This is a genomic window from Porphyromonas somerae (assembly GCF_022845615.1).
Classification (GTDB): Bacteria; Bacteroidota; Bacteroidia; order Bacteroidales; family Porphyromonadaceae; genus Porphyromonas_A; species Porphyromonas_A somerae.
In genome coordinates, this window is the sequence record NZ_AP025559.1 from 2,467,950 (window position 1) to 2,483,680 (window position 15,731).

Consider the following 15,731-nt stretch of genomic DNA (forward strand, 5'->3'; position numbering starts at 1 on the left):
CGGCTCTGCAGGGGTGCAACCGGTGAGGGATACGGTCAATGGAGTCAGAACAGTTTACACTGACAGGGGAGGGGTACTATTGCCCCTCCTCTTTTTTGGATGTAAACTGGGCGATATCCCCATGCCTAAAAAACCCATCCACGAATCGTTTCTTGTGAGCTTGGGACATTCCATTATGCGCTCTAAGACGGCTTTTGAGTGCAGTAAATAGCCCTTCAATGGCGTTATTGGTTTTAGGGATCTGTATATCCGGATGTTCCTCGTAAGTAAAGAGTGTAGGGAGGTATTGACGAAAGGAAAAGTGGGCTGATCTAAGTGATTTGTGCGTGTATTGCCATTTGCCGTTTTCATCATTTATGGTCTTCTCCTTGAGAAAAGTATCCCACTTGGTCTCCCACTTTTTGAGCTGCGAGCAGAATGTGATATGGGACATCTTTCCTACACTCATAGCAAGTGCCAGAAGCTCTTGAGACGCAGGTAGTTTGGGTCGAAGAGTAAGTTTTCGTCGGACGATTGCGATAAAGTGATACTGGCACATTTGTGTGGGAAAATGCTTCAGTGCCACATCAAGACCGACTCCTCCATCAGTTACCACTGCCAATATCTTATAGCCCCCTTCCTCTATCTTTTTAAGGGCTGTTGCGTAGTCCACTTTGCTTTCGTGAGAGATCCACTCCCGATAGAGTACGCAACCACTTTTATCGTCCAACGCAACGATTAGTCCTTGGTTTCTACCCCAATACGTCGCATCTATGTGAATAACTCCCTCGCTTAATATGGGCGTCTTAAAGTCAACTGAGACCTCCTGAAGTCTCCGTTTTATCGTGCTCGGACTTACTCCAAGTGCTTCCGCGATTTTAGCCTGCGATAAGCCACTCTGGTACAAGTCCCATATCTGCTCCTTACTTATGTGCCTTTTTCCTGTGAACGATGAGCCACAGTTCTTGCACAAATATCTCTTGTGTGTACCCCTGCGTCCATGACTAATCACACTGAGGCTCCCACACTTCGGACATTTTTTGGTTCATTTTTTCGCCTTTTCAAATGCTCAAAGATACGATAAACACTGGCTTATCCCCCTGTATCATCCACCGTTTTGACCTATACATTCGCGTTGGCTCACTTTTAACACTTCAAAGCTTTTCAAACCCTTATATGTCTCTCTATACCTAGAAAAGACCTTTAACTCACCCACCATTTTGACCTATAAGTCACAATTGAAATGGGGTATAATTCTACTTTTATAGACCGTTAAATAATTGTGAAAGACAATTCAAAATTAGCCTATTGCAACATTAAAAAATAGTTGGTAACTTTGCACATTGATTTGAGAGGCTCCTTTTTACCCACTTTTTAGTGGCTCCGAAAAGATAAGTCACTCAAATAGATAGAGTTAAGAGAGGTGCTGTCGCAGATCATATTCCATTAAAACAAGGATTAAGACCCAAGACCCACAAAAATAAGGTGAGGGTATTCTCTACCCTGTCGCAGATCATATTCCATTAAAACAAGGATTAAGACAGTTAAGACCCCACCCTTATAATCAGGGTTCCCCCAAGTCGCAGATCATATTCCATTAAAACAAGGATTAAGACCTTATCCATATCTAGCGATATGTTGTCGCCAACCTTGTCGCAGACCATATTCCACTAGAACAAGGATTAAGACGTTACCTTGCTTGTGTCAAAGCTAGACAAGTCTAAACGGTCGCAGACCATATTCCATTAGAACAAGGATTAGGACACATTGAACCCTGCTGGATTTTTTCTCGAGATTTCGCTGCAGAGTATATATTCCATTAAAACAAGGGTTGAGACAGTGCACACGCAAAGCCATCTGTGTGATGGTTTTGCGTGTGCATAGTCAACAGCGTCTGTAGAAGGTGCAGAATGGTTGAGATGCAAGGGCTAACGGTAAGGGGTAGGTGCAAGCCGGGCACCAATGCCTTCATCTGGGTGAAGGAGTTGTGCTCAGGTACGTGACAGATGAGGGACAATGATAGTAACGTTGCAGTGAGCGAATCTGCGACGATGCCCTTTTGGGAACTATCTATCGTTTTATGCCCTGAAATGTTAATTATTCGCTTTATGCCAAAGTATTTATAGATACTGCGGAGATGTTGCAGTATGAGTGGGTATATTTGCTTTTGAAAAGCTGTACAAGAGTGTTATTCTTCCCTCTATGACCCCAGCTGAGGGGTCAGACTTGGATAGGGTTGTCCGACCCCTCGGCTGGGGTCGTAAGGGTATTTTTTGTGCGTCATTGCTTTGAAAAGTTTAGAGTTTATAACCAATAAATGAATATTGTGAATTATGGGAAATGAGGTAAAGGTATGGAATAAAGTGATGTCTGCAGCGATGGATATGCCCTATACTACAGTTAATCGGGAGCAATTTTTGAGAAAGGAACTGCAGCATTATTGCTCGCCAAAAGATCTGAAAAGAGCCATTAAAAACCCTGTAGACGTTCTTACAATAGAGCAAATTGATAACTTAGCTAAGGCATGCATTAATAATCATCTTTGGAAGGTATCTACTTTATCATTCTTCATGGGTTTACCTGGCGGATGGGCTTTAGCAGGAACCATTCCTACTGATGTTGCCCAATATTTTTCGCATACACTGGCAATAGCTCAAAAGCTGGCCTATCTCTATGGCTTTCCCGATTTGAGAGATGAAAATGGGAAATTGACAGAGACATCTCAGGATCTGTTGACACTATTTGTTGGTGTGATGATGGGTGTGGGCGTTGCTAATAATGCACTCAAGCAAGCGTCTCAAGCTTTTGCCATCCAAGTGGCAAAAAGACTACCCCAAAAGGCTTTGACCAAAACTGCGTGGTATCCTGTAATTAAGCAAGTGGCTAAGATGTTGGGTGTCAAACTGACTAAAGATACCTTTTCAAAAACTGTGAGTAAGGCCATACCTTTTTTGGGTGGTGTGCTTTCTGGTTCGCTCACTGCTATGACTTTTAAGCCTGCTGCTTTGCGTTTTCAGAGAAAACTGAGGGAGCAAATGTACCTTATTCATCATTCAGAGGGTGATGAGGACGATTACGATGAGGCTATTTATACTGAGATCATAGAGTAGGTGAAGAGAACCCTCTCGGATCCACAAATTAAAGCATAAAGGGCTGACTCCAGAAGTTGGAATCAGCCCTTATCTTTTGCCAACAATAAACAACTTCTCCAGACATTAATGGAAAGGAATAATGACATCCGGAATTATGGTGGGTCGTCCGATTTGTCTAACCTGTCCGACTCGTCCGACAAGAGACCCCATCGTTATCCGCTTGTGGCACACGTGTGAATAGGGCTTCTTAGATTTTTTGTACCTTTGTGATTGTAGGTAATACAATTTTTGATGATGTGATGTAAGCTATGAGACTTCCCGACCCTTTTTTACCGATTGTAGATGTTCCTAAGGCGTATGCTAAGAAGTATGCCAAGGAGACTTGTCTCTTGACTCGTAACCCCCTCTCTGGGAGTTGGGACGAGATGACGTGGGCTCAGTTTGGGAGCATTGTGCAGAGGATAGCAGTGTCGATGGTCCACACTGGAGTGGAGCGTGGCGACCGTATTGCTATCTTTTCGGAGAATTCAGAGCTATTTCTAGCCACCTATCTAGCCTCCTTTGAGGTGGGGAGTATTGCGATCCCTTTTTATGCCTCTAGTTCTGCCACCCAAGTGCGTATGATGCTGGAGCATAGTGAGACACACCTCCTCTTTGTGGGCGAACAGGCTCAGTATCTTGCTGCTATTGAGGCGATATCAGGGATGGAGCAAAAGGTGCAATTGGTACTCTTTGATCGTGCGATTGAACGAATAGGGGAGGATAAGGAGTCGCTATATATTGAGGACTTCCTACGCATCGCTGAGGGTCAAGGGCTGGAGGTAGAGTTGGAGAAGCGTCGAGAGCTGTGGGACCTTGATGATACGGCACTTATCCTCTATACGAGTGGTACCAGTGGGGTGCCTAAGGGGGTGCAGATCAGTTTCCGCAGTGTACAGTGGGCGATCACACAGCACAGCATTGAGATTGAGGAGATTAAGCCAGGCAAGGTTAGTATGAACTTCCTGCCCATGACTCATATCTTCGAAGCCATGTGGTGCTGCCTTTGCCTCTCCATGCGGGTGAAGATAGCCATTAATCGCAATCCAAAGAAGATCCTAGATAGTTTGGCTGAGGTGCGTCCGCACTATATGTGCAATGTACCTCGCTTTTGGGAGAAGGTTTATGTGGGTGTCTATGAAAAGATGCAGAGCTTCCCTCCACTGCTCAAGAAGATTGCCGATGAGTCGCTGAGGGTGAGTCGGAAGTTCCACTTTGAGTATCGGGCAAAGGGGAGGAAGCCACCTTTCTGGCTCAAGCTACAATATGGCTTTTACTCTATGATTCTATTGAATAGAGTAAAGAAAAAAGTGGGGGTAGAGCGAGGGCTCGTTTTCCCTACTGCTGGTGCTGCTTTAGCCGATAAGGTACAAGCCTTCTTGCTCAGCATCGGGGTGCCGATTGTCTATGGTTATGGTCTTACTGAGACGACTGCCACGGTCACTTATTGCCACATGGATGGCTTTGAATTTGGCTCTATTGGTCGCCCGCTAGGTGGTGTGGAGGTGAAGATTGATGAACAAGCCGGCGGAGAGATACTGGTAAAGGGTGATACCGTCACCAAGGGTTACTATAAGGCACCAGAAGCGAATGCTGAGGCGTTTACTAGTGATGGCTGGTTCCGTACGGGCGACCTCGGCTCTATGGACTCTGAGGGGAATCTCTTCTTTAAGGAGCGGGCTAAGGATCTCTTTAAGACGGCGAATGGAAAGTATATTGCCCCTAACGTGATTGAAAACCTACTCACCTCAGATGCCTTTATTGAGCAGGCGGTAGTGATTGCCGATGGTCGTAGCTTTGTGAGTGCCTTGATCTACCCATCGTGGTCGTTAGTGATTGAGGAGCTCAAGAAGAGAGGGGTGGAGAATATCCCAGAGAAGCTTGAAGCACTTTCAAAGCTCCCTGAGGTGCACTCGCTATTGGAGAAGCGGATTGATCTTCAACTCGCAGAGTTGGCTTCGTTTGAGAAGGTGAAGAAGTTTTACCTCCTTACAGAGCCGATGTCAATAGACAATGGTATGCTCACTAATAGTCTGAAGACCAAGAGATTAGTAGTGGAGAAGTATTATGAGGAGGCGATTCGTGACCTCTACTCATATCATCAGTTGCCCGACCTTACGAAGTGATGAGGAAGCTGAGGATAGAGGAGATGGGCCGTATCAGCCCTCAGGAGTATGCCAAGGCTGGGAAGCGACCGATTGTGGTGGTACTGGATAATATCCGGAGTATGCACAACGTGGGGGCTATCTTTCGCACGGCGGATGCTCTAAGGCTAGAGGGACTTTATCTCTGTGGTATTACTGGTCAACCACCTCACTCTGAGATACATAAGAGTGCCCTCGGGGCTGAGGAGGTGGTCGATTGGTGGCACTTTGATCGGACGCAGGAGGCAATCCAGCTCCTAAGAGATAAGGGCTATACTATTTGGTCGCTTGAGCAGGCGGAAGGCTCTGTGAAGCTACCCAACCTCAAGGAACATCTAGGCAAGAGCCAACCCATTGCCATTGTGCTAGGAAATGAGGTGGATGGCGTGGACCAAGAGGTGATTGACCTCTCGGATGGAGTGGTGGAGATAGAGCAATACGGCACTAAGCACTCGATGAACGTCAGTGTCGCCGGGGGGATTGTGATGTGGTATCTAAGTGAATTGAGGGAGATAGAGTAAATGACCATGAAGGAGCTATCGGTAGTAGTGGTGGCAGGTGGCAGTGGCAGAAGAATGGGTACGGAGCTACCTAAGCAATATCTGATGCTCAAGGATCAACCGATCATTATCTGGACGCTCCTCAATATCTTTGAGGCAACTCAGGATTGGGTGGATTGCGAATTGATTTTGGTACGACCCAGCGGTGACCAGGCTTATGTGGAGGAGCTACTCCGTAGTTACCTTCCGAGTTCTATACAGGTTAAGATCGCCGATGGGGGTAAGGAACGTGCCGATAGTGTTCAGAATGGTTTGGCACTCGCCACTGGGCGGTATGTGATGATTCACGATGGGGTACGTCCGTTTGTCACGCGTGCAATGTTACAACGCCTTTGGAGTGCACGGCAATCTAAGGCGGTGATTCCTGCCATTCTCCCGACCGACTCTATCCGTTTAGTGCAACACGATGGGGCAAATCAGGCCATAGACCGAAGTACCATCCGACTAGTACAGACACCTCAACTATTTGATAGAGAGGTGCTTGTGAGGTCTTATCAAGCCTTTAATGAACAGCCAGACCCTACTTGTACTGATGACGCGAGCATTGTGGAGAGGTATGGTGGGCTGAATACGACGATAGTAGAGGGGGAGGAACAGAATATTAAGCTCACCACACCTAAGGATAGGGTGTTGGCGGAGTGGATTATGGAGGAGAGAGTCAGCAATGAATGATATCCTGAAGCGCGATGTGACCTTTCTAAGAGGGGTTGGGGAGCGAAAAGCTGCCACCCTAAAGAAGGAGTTGGAAGTGGAGACGTGGGGGGACCTGCTCTACTACTTCCCTTATCGCCACGTGGATAGGACACGCATCTATACCACCAATGAACTGATTGATGGGATGCCTTATGTGCAACTGCAAGGGGAGATCATCGGTTTTGTGGAGGAGGGAAGAGGTGCTAAGAAGCGTTTGAAGGCTTACTTCAAGGATGCTGCCGGGGTCATTGAATTGGTTTGGTTTAATGGAGCTAGTTATATCCTTAGGTCGCTTAAGGTCAATACGCCCTATACGATCTTTGGGAAACCCAATAAGTTTGGCGATACCTTTAGCATACCACACCCCGAGGTGGAGCCCGCAAAGGGGCCTTTGAGCTCGGTGGGAAAGCTCTACCCGATGTATTCTGCTACGGAGCGTATGAAGCGCTTTGGTCTCAATTCGAGGAATATCAGTGAGCTACAGAAGTATATCCTTATGGAGGTGCATGGGAGGTTGGAGGAGACCTTGCCGCAATATATTGTGCAGGGGTACCAGATGCTCTCTATAGAGGAGGCACTGAGTATGATTCATTTCCCTACTTCGCCCCGTATGCTTCAGCGAGCACAGGCACGGCTCAAGATGGAGGAGCTCTTTTATCTTACACTGAGGATGCAGTACCTGCACCGTGAACGTAAGGAGGAGACGGTTGGACTGGTAGTGACTCCCAAGGCCGATGGGCACTTGACGAGGTTTAAGAGGGAAGGACTGAAGTTTCAACTCACAGGTGCTCAAGAGCGGGTGGTAGGTGAACTTCTGGCCGATATGGCGTCGGGTCAGCAGATGAATCGTCTGGTGCAAGGGGATGTGGGAAGTGGTAAGACGGTGGTTGCACTTCTCTCGATGTTGGCCGCGATGGATAGTGGCTATCAAGTTTGTATGATGGCACCGACGGAGATCCTAGCACAGCAGCACTTTAAGTCAATCTCCAATATGCTGGCGTCGCAAAAGGATATAAGGATGGCTCTGCTGACAGGTTCGATGAAGCAGAAAGAGCGAAAGCCTCTGCTAGAAGCCCTTGCCAATGGCGAGATAGATATCCTTGTGGGCACTCATATTTTGACTCAGGAGTATGTACAATTTCATAACCTTGGTCTTGCAGTCATTGATGAGCAGCATCGCTTTGGGGTTTATCAGAGGAGTGTTCTTTGGGAGAAGAGTCGACACCTGAATCCGCATATCTTGATTATGTCGGCGACACCGATCCCTCGTACCTTGGCGATGACGCTCTATGGCGATTTGGATGTCTCTATTATCAATGAGCTACCGCCTGGGCGTACACCGATTATCACGAAGCACGCTTATACGCATCAGATGGCGGACGTCAATCAATTTATCTTCCAGCAACTCTCGGAGGGGCGACAATGTTATATTGTCTTCCCATTGATTGAGGAGAGTGAGAAGGTGGATTTGATGAGTCTGGAGGAGGGATATGAGCAGTTTAAGCACGCCTTTCCGGCACATAAGGTAGGAATGGTTCACGGCAAACTAAAGCCAGAGGTGAAGGAGGAGGAGATGCGGAAGTTTGCTAGCGGGGAGACAAATATCTTGGTCGCTACAACGGTAATTGAGGTGGGGGTGGATGTACCGAATGCTACGGTGATGGTGATAACGAGTGCGGAGCGGTTTGGGCTTTCTCAGCTCCATCAGCTACGAGGTCGTGTGGGGCGAGGAAGCCATCAGAGCTATTGTATCTTGGTAAGTGGTGACTCGATTGGGGAAACATCGTTGCAGCGGATTCAGATTATGTGCCAGAGTACGGACGGCTTTTACTTGGCGGAGCAGGACTTAAAAATCAGGGGACATGGTGATATGGAGGGGACACGCCAGAGTGGGGTAGGGCTCGACTTACGTATCGCGGATCTGTCGGAGGACGGTAGGTATGTGCAGTTTTGTAGCAACTTGGTCGGACATATCCTTAAGGAGGATCCGGAGCTTCGGTTGGATAAAAACCGCCTGCTAAGGCTGCGTTTGGATAAGATGCTAGTGAATGAAAAGGATTGGGGATTGATTAGCTAATGAATAAGAAGTACGATATTATTGTAGTGGGAGCAGGGCATGCTGGCTGTGAGGCAGCACGTGCTGCGGCACTACTGGGCTCGGAGGTGCTGCTCATCACTATGGATATGGAGCGGATAGCACAGATGAGTTGCAATCCTGCAGTGGGCGGCATTGCGAAGGGACAGATTGTGCGTGAGATTGATGCTCTTGGGGGATTTATGGGAATGGTGACCGATAGAAGCACGATTCAATTTAGGATGCTTAATCGGAGCAAAGGACCAGCGATGTGGAGCCCACGTGCCCAAACCGATCGGAAGTTATTCTCGCGGCTATGGAGGGAGGAGCTAGAACAGACTCCGCATCTTTCTTTTTGGCAAGATAGCGTGGAGCGGCTATTGATTGAGGATGGGGTACTAAAAGGGGTACAAACTCATCTTGGGGCAAAGTTTATGGCACCAAAGGTGATTTTGGCTAATGGCACATTCCTCAATGGCGTTATGCACTTCGGGGAGGTACAGATTAAAGGCGGACGTATTGCCGAACCAGCTGCCTATGGACTTACGGAGCAGTTGCTTTCGCTTGGCTTTAAGACGGATCGCATGAAGACGGGTACGCCGATGCGTATCGACGGCACCACGGTTGATTATTCCCTTTGTCAGGAACAGGCAGGTGATGAGGGGTGGTATCACTTTAGCTATGACACCAATTGCTCTAATAAGGATTTGCCACAAAGCTCTTGCTACATCACTTACACCAACGAGGAGGCACATCAAATTCTTCGTGACCACCTTGATGAGGCTCCGCTTTATAATGGACAGATAGTTTCAATAGGGCCACGATATTGTCCAAGCATTGAGACCAAGATCGTCACCTTCGCGGAGCGCGACCATCATCAGATATTTATTGAGCCAGAGGGGGTAGATACCAATGAGTGCTACCTCAATGGCTTTAGTAGTTCGATGCCGTATGAGGTGCAAGAAGAGGCGATCAGAAAGATACCTGCCTTGCGGAATGTACATATTCTAAGACCTGGTTACGCCATTGAATACGACTTCTTTGACCCGACTCAGTTGCACCATACCATGGAGACGAAACTAGTAAAGGGACTTTACTTCGCCGGACAAATCAATGGCACTACGGGTTATGAAGAGGCGGCAGGACAAGGTCTAGTCGCTGGCATCAATGCCCACTTGTCGTTCCACGTGGAACAGCCTTTTGTCCTCACTAGAGAGCAGGCATATATCGGCGTGATGATAGATGACTTGGTGACGAAAGGGGTAGATGAGCCTTACCGAATGTTTACTAGTCGTGCCGAGTATCGGATACTCTTGCGTCAGGATAATGCGGATGAGCGACTCACTGAGTTGGGGTATGAGATAGGATTGGTAGGCGAGCATCAGCTGAAGCGATACCAAGATAAAAAGCGACAGGAGACGGAGCTTCGCAAGCTTACAGAGGAGGTGTCGCTCGAACCTACTCCTGAAGTGAATGAGTGGCTGACCTCCATTGGGAGCCAGCCCATACAACGTAAGGTAAGGCTTAAAGAATTGATTGTTCGTCCTGGCATCACCTACGAGAGCCTTCGCGAGGTTTGTGACGGGGTCAATCGCTTCTACCTTCAGAAAGAGAATGCCGAGGAGGTGGTGGAGTCTGTGGAGATTCGATATAAGTATGATGGCTATATCAAGCGGGAGCAACAATTGGCGGATAAAGCCAAACGTCTAGAGGGCATCAACATTGAGGGAAGGTTCGACTATCCCTCTATCAATAGTCTCTCTATAGAGGCACGGCAAAAGCTTGATAAGATACAGCCTTCTACGATAGGGCAAGCCTCACGAATTCCAGGCATCTCTCCCTCGGACATTAATATTCTGCTCACTCTAATCGGCAGATAGTTTCACGTGGAACATACTCATGCTACTGACCAAGTCTGAAATAGAGGAGAGTATAAGTATCATTCCCGAGCTTCCTGGCTGCTATACCTACCGTGATGCAGAGGGGGTAGTGCTCTATATCGGGAAGGCAAAAAACCTCCGCAAGAGGATCGCTTCATACTTCCAGAAGAAGCATCCGGAACGTAAGGTGCGTGCCCTATTACGCTCCTTTGAGACGATAGAGTATGTGGTGGTAGATAGCGAGCTCGATGCCCTTCTGTTGGAAAATAATCTGATCAAGCAGTATCAGCCGCAGTACAATGTGCTTCTAAAAGATGGCGATGCCTACCCATATATCTGCGTGAAAGCAGAGGAGTTTCCTCGGATCTTTGTCACCTTTAAGTATATAAAGGATGGGAGTCGGTACTTCGGTCCTTACCCTTCAAAAGGGATGGCGTGGACCTTGGTCAATCTCTTCAAGCGTATTTATAAGCTCCGCACCTGCGCCTTGCGTCTCAGCGAGGAGGGGATAGAGAAGGGGAAGTTCCGTGTCTGCCTTAAGTGCCATATCAATAGATGCAACGCCCCTTGTGAGGGGTACATCACGAAGGCAGAGTACGATGAACAAATAGCTCAGGCGATAGAGATATTGAGGGGCAATGTCTCGGGTGTGAAGAAGCTACTCAATGAGAAGATGGTTGAGGCGAGTGCCGAGCTCGACTTTGAGCGAGCACTGGAGATACAAAGGGTGATAACCGATGTTTCCAACTACCAAGCCAAGAGCACCATCATCAGTAATGTAATAGGTAATGCATTGGTAGTGAGCAGTTTATCCGATATAGATGCCCATTATATCAACTACCTAGAGATACATGATGGCAGTATCATTGCTGGTCGTACCTTAGAGTTTAAGCGGCGTTTGATTGAGGATGAAGAGGAGGAGAGCGACTTCCTATCCTCGGCGCTCATCGAGTTGCTTAGTCGTACTCACTACGATATCCAGGAGCTGATACTCGAGGAGGCACCCACCTTCGGCGACTTTTCGCACTACACCATCACCCATCCCAAGCGTGGGGAGAAGCGAAAGGTGCTTGACCTCAGTCTGCAGAACGTGACCCAGTATATGCGAGACAAGCACAAGCAAGCAGAGAAGATGAATCCCGAGCAGCGTAATACTCAGATCTTGCGTGAGCTAATGAACGCTGTGGGTTTGCCCAAACTGCCCTACCATGTGGAAAGCTTCGATAACTCCAATATACAAGGGAGCGACCCAGTGGCTAGTTGCATTGTATTTAAGGGTGCCAAGCCAAGTAAAAAGGATTATCGCCTCTATAAGATAAAGGGCGTTTCTGGTCCCGACGACTACGCCTCTATGCACGAGGTGGTGACTCGGCGGTACCAGAGGATAAAGGAAGAGGGTGGGGAGCTACCCGACCTCATCATTACCGATGGCGGTAAAGGACAAATGGGTGTGGTGAAAGCGGCACTCCAAGAGGTGGGCGTAGAGATCCCAGTGATGGGGCTCGCCAAAGACGATAAGCACAATACCAATCAGGTGCTATACGGAGATCCCCCTCAAGTCGTCGGCATTATGCAGCGGAGCCAAGTCTTCTATCTCCTAGAGCGCATACAAAATGAGGTGCACCGTTTTGCCATCAACTTCCACCGAAAGCTCCGTAGTCAGCGACAAACCCACTCCGAATTGGACGAGATCCCAGGTATCGGTCCGGTGAATAAGCAGAAGCTGATCAAGGAGTTTAAGAGTGTCAAGAACATCAAAGAGGCCTCCCTCGAGGCACTCCAAGCCTCTATTGGCAAAGTAAAAGGGGAGACCGTATATCAACATTTCAATAGCAACGACAGATGAAGGTAGTGATACAAAGAGTGACGCACGCCAAAGTAGAGGTGCGAGGGTCGCTCATCAGCGAGATCGGCAAAGGAATGCTCATCCTCCACGGCGTAGAGGTAGGCGATAGTGAGGAAGACCTAGAGTATATCCTCAAGAAGACCCTCAACCTCCGCATCTTCGACGATGCCAATGGGGTGATGAATGAGAGCATATTGCAGCAAGAGGGCGAGATCCTATGCGTCTCCCAATTCACTCTACTAGCCGATACCCGAAAGGGCAATCGACCCAGCTACATCAAGGCAGAGCGACCAGAGCTATCCTCCCCAATGTATGATAAATATTGCCAACGGCTATCCGACAATTTGGGTAAACCAGTTCAAAAAGGTATCTTTGGGGAAGATATGCAGGTGACCTTACAGAATGATGGTCCTGTTACCATTGTAATAGACAGTAGAAATAGATGAATAGCCCGACACTAAAGGAGCTACAATCCACTGTGGACGAATGGATTAAGACGTATGGCGTTCGTTACTTCGACCCCCTCACCAATATGGCGATCCTCACCGAAGAGGTGGGGGAGGTGGCTAGGGTAATGGCACGCCTTTATGGCGAACAGAGCCAGAAACCAGGCGAGGAGATCACACAAGAGCACCTTGCTGATGAGTTGGCCGACCTTCTTTGGGTGCTCACCTGTATTGCTAATCAGACAGGTTGCGACCTCACAGAGGCGTTTCAGAAGAATATCCAGAAGAAGAGCCAACGCGATAGAGATAGACATATTAATAACAACAAGCTATATAAATAAAGGTTATGACATTAGAAAATCAACAGCCACACAAGCATGTAGGTAAGAGCAAGTTTGAAGAGGCTTTTTCAGTTTTCGCACCTGTGCAGACAGTGGAAGAGATCCAGTCCGAGATTAAGAAGCTGATCGATACCCACTACGATGCACTCAATAATCACGATACCATCAGCTTCCTCCACAGCACCATCGATCTCACCTCCTTGGGCTCTGAGGATAATACTGATCAGATATACAACTTCGTCAAGAGTGTCAACGACCTCGACGATACCAATCCTACCATTCCTCCCGTAGCAAGTATCTGCGTTTACCCCAACTTTGCCAAGACGGTCAAGGAGACCCTAATGGTCGAAGATGTGCACGTCTGCTGTGTATCGGGAGGCTTCCCTAGCTCGCAGACCTTCCAAGAGATCAAGGTGGCAGAGACCTCCCTCGCCCTTGCCGATGGCGCCGATGAGATAGATATTGTGCTGCATATTGGCAACTTCCTCAGTGGCGACTACCAAGCCGTTACAGACGAGATAGAAGAGCTTCGGGACGTCACCAAGGGCAAGGTGCTCAAGGTGATCCTAGAGACAGGTGCTCTTAAGACCCCTGAGAGCATTCAGAGGGCAAGCATACTAGCACTATTCTCAGAGGCCGACTTCATCAAGACCTCTACTGGAAAGGGTTACCCCGGAGCATCGCTAGAGGCCGCCTATGTCATGTGCCAAGTGCTCAAGCAGTACTACGATAAGTATGGCGTCCGAAAAGGCTTCAAAGTCTCTGGCGGAGTCCGTACTACCGAAGATGCCATTAAGTACCTTTGCATCGTCAAAGGCATACTAGGCGATGAGTGGATGACCAATAAGCTCTTCCGCATCGGAGCCAGCTCCCTAGAGGGCGATCTGCTCAAGCACTTGAAGTAAACGAGCCATCCCCTATGCCTCTACGAGAATGTTGCACGAAGAATGAGATGCAAGGCGCTGAGGGTGAGGGCGCTGGGAGCGTACTCTCGTACGTGACCGAGCCCGAATCCCGAAAGCAACGCCGCAGATCGCCTTCGTGCAACAGTCTCCTACAGCTACCACCGCTCACCTTTCCCCGCCAGCTCACGATAGAGCTGCCCTATAGTAAGAGCGTAGCTGCTAGGCAGATACTAAGACATTATCTCAAGCACCAGTCGCTTTCCGACCTTATCGGTTCGGGAGTGACTGGTGCTTTTTTTTGTGACGACCTCAAGGTGCTTTACCGTGCTGTGGAGCAATTGGCTAAGCGTCAAGGCAGCTCCTCGTGCAAAGTCGATTGTGGAGAGAGTGGCACTGCCATTCGCTTCTTAATCATCGCCTCACTTTTTGAGCCAGGAGACACCCAACTTGTAGGTTCGCCACGATTGATAGAGAGAATTAAGCGAGATGACCTCCAGTTTATCACCCAACTAGGTGGCGACTACCAATGGTTGTCCGAAGAAAGCACCCTTATTATTGTCCCTCCAAAAGAGGTGCACGACACCACCCTTACCAATCGCTGGAGCAGTAGCCAGTACCTCAGTGCTATTGAGCTCTGCAACGAAGCTTACGGCACAAAGATAGCCTACCACTTTTCCCCTGATAGCCCCTCCTACTCCTACCTCCAACTGACCCAATCAGTCATTTCAAAAGGGGACAAATACCCACTAGAGCGGGATTGGAGTGCCGCCTCCTTTTGGTATCAGTTGCTCGCCACCAACCCTCAGGTAGAGCAGATAGTCTTCCCTCGATTGAACCTTGATAGCGTCCAACCCGATAGAGCTGTGGCCGATTTGTACCGCACCTTTGGTATAGAGACTAAAGAAAGCAACGAAGGCGTGCAGATAACTCGGGTAGGGGATTGCCATGCCCAACGGATAGAGATGGACCTCTCCCAAAACCTCGACCTCTTTCTACCCATCGCCCTTACCGCTGTAGCATTGGATAGCCCCTTTGAAATCACTGGGATACACCTATTGAGGAATAAAGAGAGCGATCGCATCGCCTCTCTAATCGAAAATATCCAACCCTATGGTGTGACTGGCATTGAGCTTACAGAGGATCGCATTGCGTGGAGTGGCACACGAACTCCTGGGGCAAAAGAGGTGTCTATTCACCCACATAACGACCACCGAGTAGCAATGGCTTTCGGGATATGGGGAAGTAACCAGAGCGAGATCCAGACAACCATCCTCACCCCCGACGTAGTCCACAAAAGCTATCCCTCCTTTTTCGATGACCTGCTCCGCTACCGCAATGACCTCTGAACACTAGGAGGTGGTGCCTTTATCGGACAGGTCGGACGAGTCGGACGAGTCAGACAAGTCGGACAAGTCAGACGGGCTAGCTAAACATGGTCATCGGGCTTTGCCCTCGACCTGTGCCTATTTAAGAGGGACCTCTGCCGAGGTCCTTTTTTTGTGGCACCTTTATCGGATAGGTCGGGCGGGGATTGGAGCACCCGAAGGGTGCCATTCAGCTAGCCCCCGGTCAAGGCAAGTAGTGCCGAAGACCGGCGGGTTAGAGGCACCCCAATCCAACGACCCTTGTGGTCGCACAAGCCTATCCAAGTGCGACCACAAGGGTCGATTATATATGCTGTATCCTTTTCCCGCCGGTCGTTCGGGGGCTTCTGCCCCCTCCGACACGGGGG

At 48.7% G+C, this 15,731-nt stretch carries 11 protein-coding genes, 1 pseudogene and 1 CRISPR repeat array; of the genes and pseudogenes, 11 read left to right on the forward strand and 1 reads right to left on the reverse strand.

Annotated elements, in window-relative coordinates:
• Positions 1 to 76 precede the first annotated feature (76 nt).
• Positions 77 to 1,006 (reverse strand): annotated as a pseudogene (locus MWL85_RS10405) (IS256 family transposase, variant Zn-binding type); the annotation flags it as partial.
• Between the two features lie 401 nt (positions 1,007 to 1,407).
• A CRISPR array of direct repeats spans positions 1,408 to 1,743; the repeat unit is 37 nt; unit sequence GTCGCAGATCATATTCCATTAAAACAAGGATTAAGAC.
• Positions 1,744 to 2,312: 569 nt separating this feature from the next.
• Here MWL85_RS10405 and MWL85_RS10410 point away from each other — a divergent pair.
• From MWL85_RS10410 to MWL85_RS10460, 11 genes are all read left to right on the forward strand, one after another.
• Positions 2,313 to 3,089, forward strand: coding sequence for a hypothetical protein (locus MWL85_RS10410; RefSeq protein WP_244400660.1), 777 nt, complete (start codon positions 2,313 to 2,315; stop codon positions 3,087 to 3,089).
• Between the two features lie 290 nt (positions 3,090 to 3,379).
• Positions 3,380 to 5,236, forward strand: a complete 1,857-nt coding sequence (locus MWL85_RS10415; RefSeq protein ID WP_244400661.1) for an AMP-dependent synthetase/ligase — start codon at positions 3,380 to 3,382, stop codon at positions 5,234 to 5,236.
• Entirely contained in the window at positions 5,236 to 5,775 is a 540-nt protein-coding gene (locus MWL85_RS10420; protein WP_021902837.1) for an RNA methyltransferase, read from the forward strand. The genes MWL85_RS10415 and MWL85_RS10420 overlap by 1 nt, the downstream gene beginning before the upstream one ends.
• The gene (gene ispD / locus MWL85_RS10425; RefSeq protein ID WP_244400662.1) at positions 5,776 to 6,486 is read left to right on the forward strand and encodes a 2-C-methyl-D-erythritol 4-phosphate cytidylyltransferase; all 711 of its coding nucleotides are present in this window, start codon (positions 5,776 to 5,778) and stop codon (positions 6,484 to 6,486) included.
• Positions 6,479 to 8,584: an ATP-dependent DNA helicase RecG gene (gene recG, locus MWL85_RS10430; protein WP_244400663.1), complete on the forward strand. Its 2,106-nt coding sequence runs from the start codon at positions 6,479 to 6,481 to the stop codon at positions 8,582 to 8,584. The genes ispD and recG overlap by 8 nt, the downstream gene beginning before the upstream one ends.
• Positions 8,584 to 10,461, forward strand: a complete 1,878-nt coding sequence (gene mnmG, locus MWL85_RS10435; RefSeq protein ID WP_244400664.1) for a tRNA uridine-5-carboxymethylaminomethyl(34) synthesis enzyme MnmG — start codon at positions 8,584 to 8,586, stop codon at positions 10,459 to 10,461. The genes recG and mnmG overlap by 1 nt, the downstream gene beginning before the upstream one ends.
• 19 nt (positions 10,462 to 10,480) lie before the next feature.
• The gene (gene uvrC, locus MWL85_RS10440; RefSeq protein WP_244400665.1) at positions 10,481 to 12,307 is read left to right on the forward strand and encodes an excinuclease ABC subunit UvrC; all 1,827 of its coding nucleotides are present in this window, start codon (positions 10,481 to 10,483) and stop codon (positions 12,305 to 12,307) included.
• Complete coding sequence (dtd, locus tag MWL85_RS10445) at positions 12,304 to 12,753, forward strand: D-aminoacyl-tRNA deacylase (RefSeq protein WP_018027777.1); 450 nt, start codon at positions 12,304 to 12,306, stop codon at positions 12,751 to 12,753. Before uvrC ends, dtd begins: the two co-directional genes overlap by 4 nt.
• Positions 12,750 to 13,094: a nucleotide pyrophosphohydrolase gene (locus MWL85_RS10450; protein ID WP_021902832.1), complete on the forward strand. Its 345-nt coding sequence runs from the start codon at positions 12,750 to 12,752 to the stop codon at positions 13,092 to 13,094. Before dtd ends, MWL85_RS10450 begins: the two co-directional genes overlap by 4 nt.
• Positions 13,095 to 13,099: 5 nt before the next feature.
• Complete coding sequence (gene deoC / locus MWL85_RS10455; protein WP_018027779.1) at positions 13,100 to 13,999, forward strand: deoxyribose-phosphate aldolase; 900 nt, start codon at positions 13,100 to 13,102, stop codon at positions 13,997 to 13,999.
• Positions 14,000 to 14,046: 47 nt separating this feature from the next.
• Positions 14,047 to 15,345, forward strand: coding sequence for a 3-phosphoshikimate 1-carboxyvinyltransferase (locus tag MWL85_RS10460; protein WP_244400666.1), 1,299 nt, complete (start codon positions 14,047 to 14,049; stop codon positions 15,343 to 15,345).
• Positions 15,346 to 15,731: the final 386 nt, after the last annotated feature.

What these genes read in the sequence shown, in the direction of transcription:
- MWL85_RS10410 (WP_244400660.1), top strand. Translation starts at nt 2,313, where the DNA reads ATGGGAAATGAGGTAAAGGTATGGAATAAAGTGATGTCTGCAGCGATG.
- MWL85_RS10415 (WP_244400661.1), top strand. Translation starts at nt 3,380, where the DNA reads ATGAGACTTCCCGACCCTTTTTTACCGATTGTAGATGTTCCTAAGGCG.
- MWL85_RS10420 (WP_021902837.1), top strand. Translation starts at nt 5,236, where the DNA reads ATGAGGAAGCTGAGGATAGAGGAGATGGGCCGTATCAGCCCTCAGGAG.
- ispD (WP_244400662.1), top strand. Translation starts at nt 5,776, where the DNA reads ATGACCATGAAGGAGCTATCGGTAGTAGTGGTGGCAGGTGGCAGTGGC.
- recG (WP_244400663.1), top strand. Translation starts at nt 6,479, where the DNA reads ATGAATGATATCCTGAAGCGCGATGTGACCTTTCTAAGAGGGGTTGGG.
- mnmG (WP_244400664.1), top strand. Translation starts at nt 8,584, where the DNA reads ATGAATAAGAAGTACGATATTATTGTAGTGGGAGCAGGGCATGCTGGC.
- uvrC (WP_244400665.1), top strand. Translation starts at nt 10,481, where the DNA reads ATGCTACTGACCAAGTCTGAAATAGAGGAGAGTATAAGTATCATTCCC.
- dtd (WP_018027777.1), top strand. Translation starts at nt 12,304, where the DNA reads ATGAAGGTAGTGATACAAAGAGTGACGCACGCCAAAGTAGAGGTGCGA.
- MWL85_RS10450 (WP_021902832.1), top strand. Translation starts at nt 12,750, where the DNA reads ATGAATAGCCCGACACTAAAGGAGCTACAATCCACTGTGGACGAATGG.
- deoC (WP_018027779.1), top strand. Translation starts at nt 13,100, where the DNA reads ATGACATTAGAAAATCAACAGCCACACAAGCATGTAGGTAAGAGCAAG.
- MWL85_RS10460 (WP_244400666.1), top strand. Translation starts at nt 14,047, where the DNA reads ATGCAAGGCGCTGAGGGTGAGGGCGCTGGGAGCGTACTCTCGTACGTG.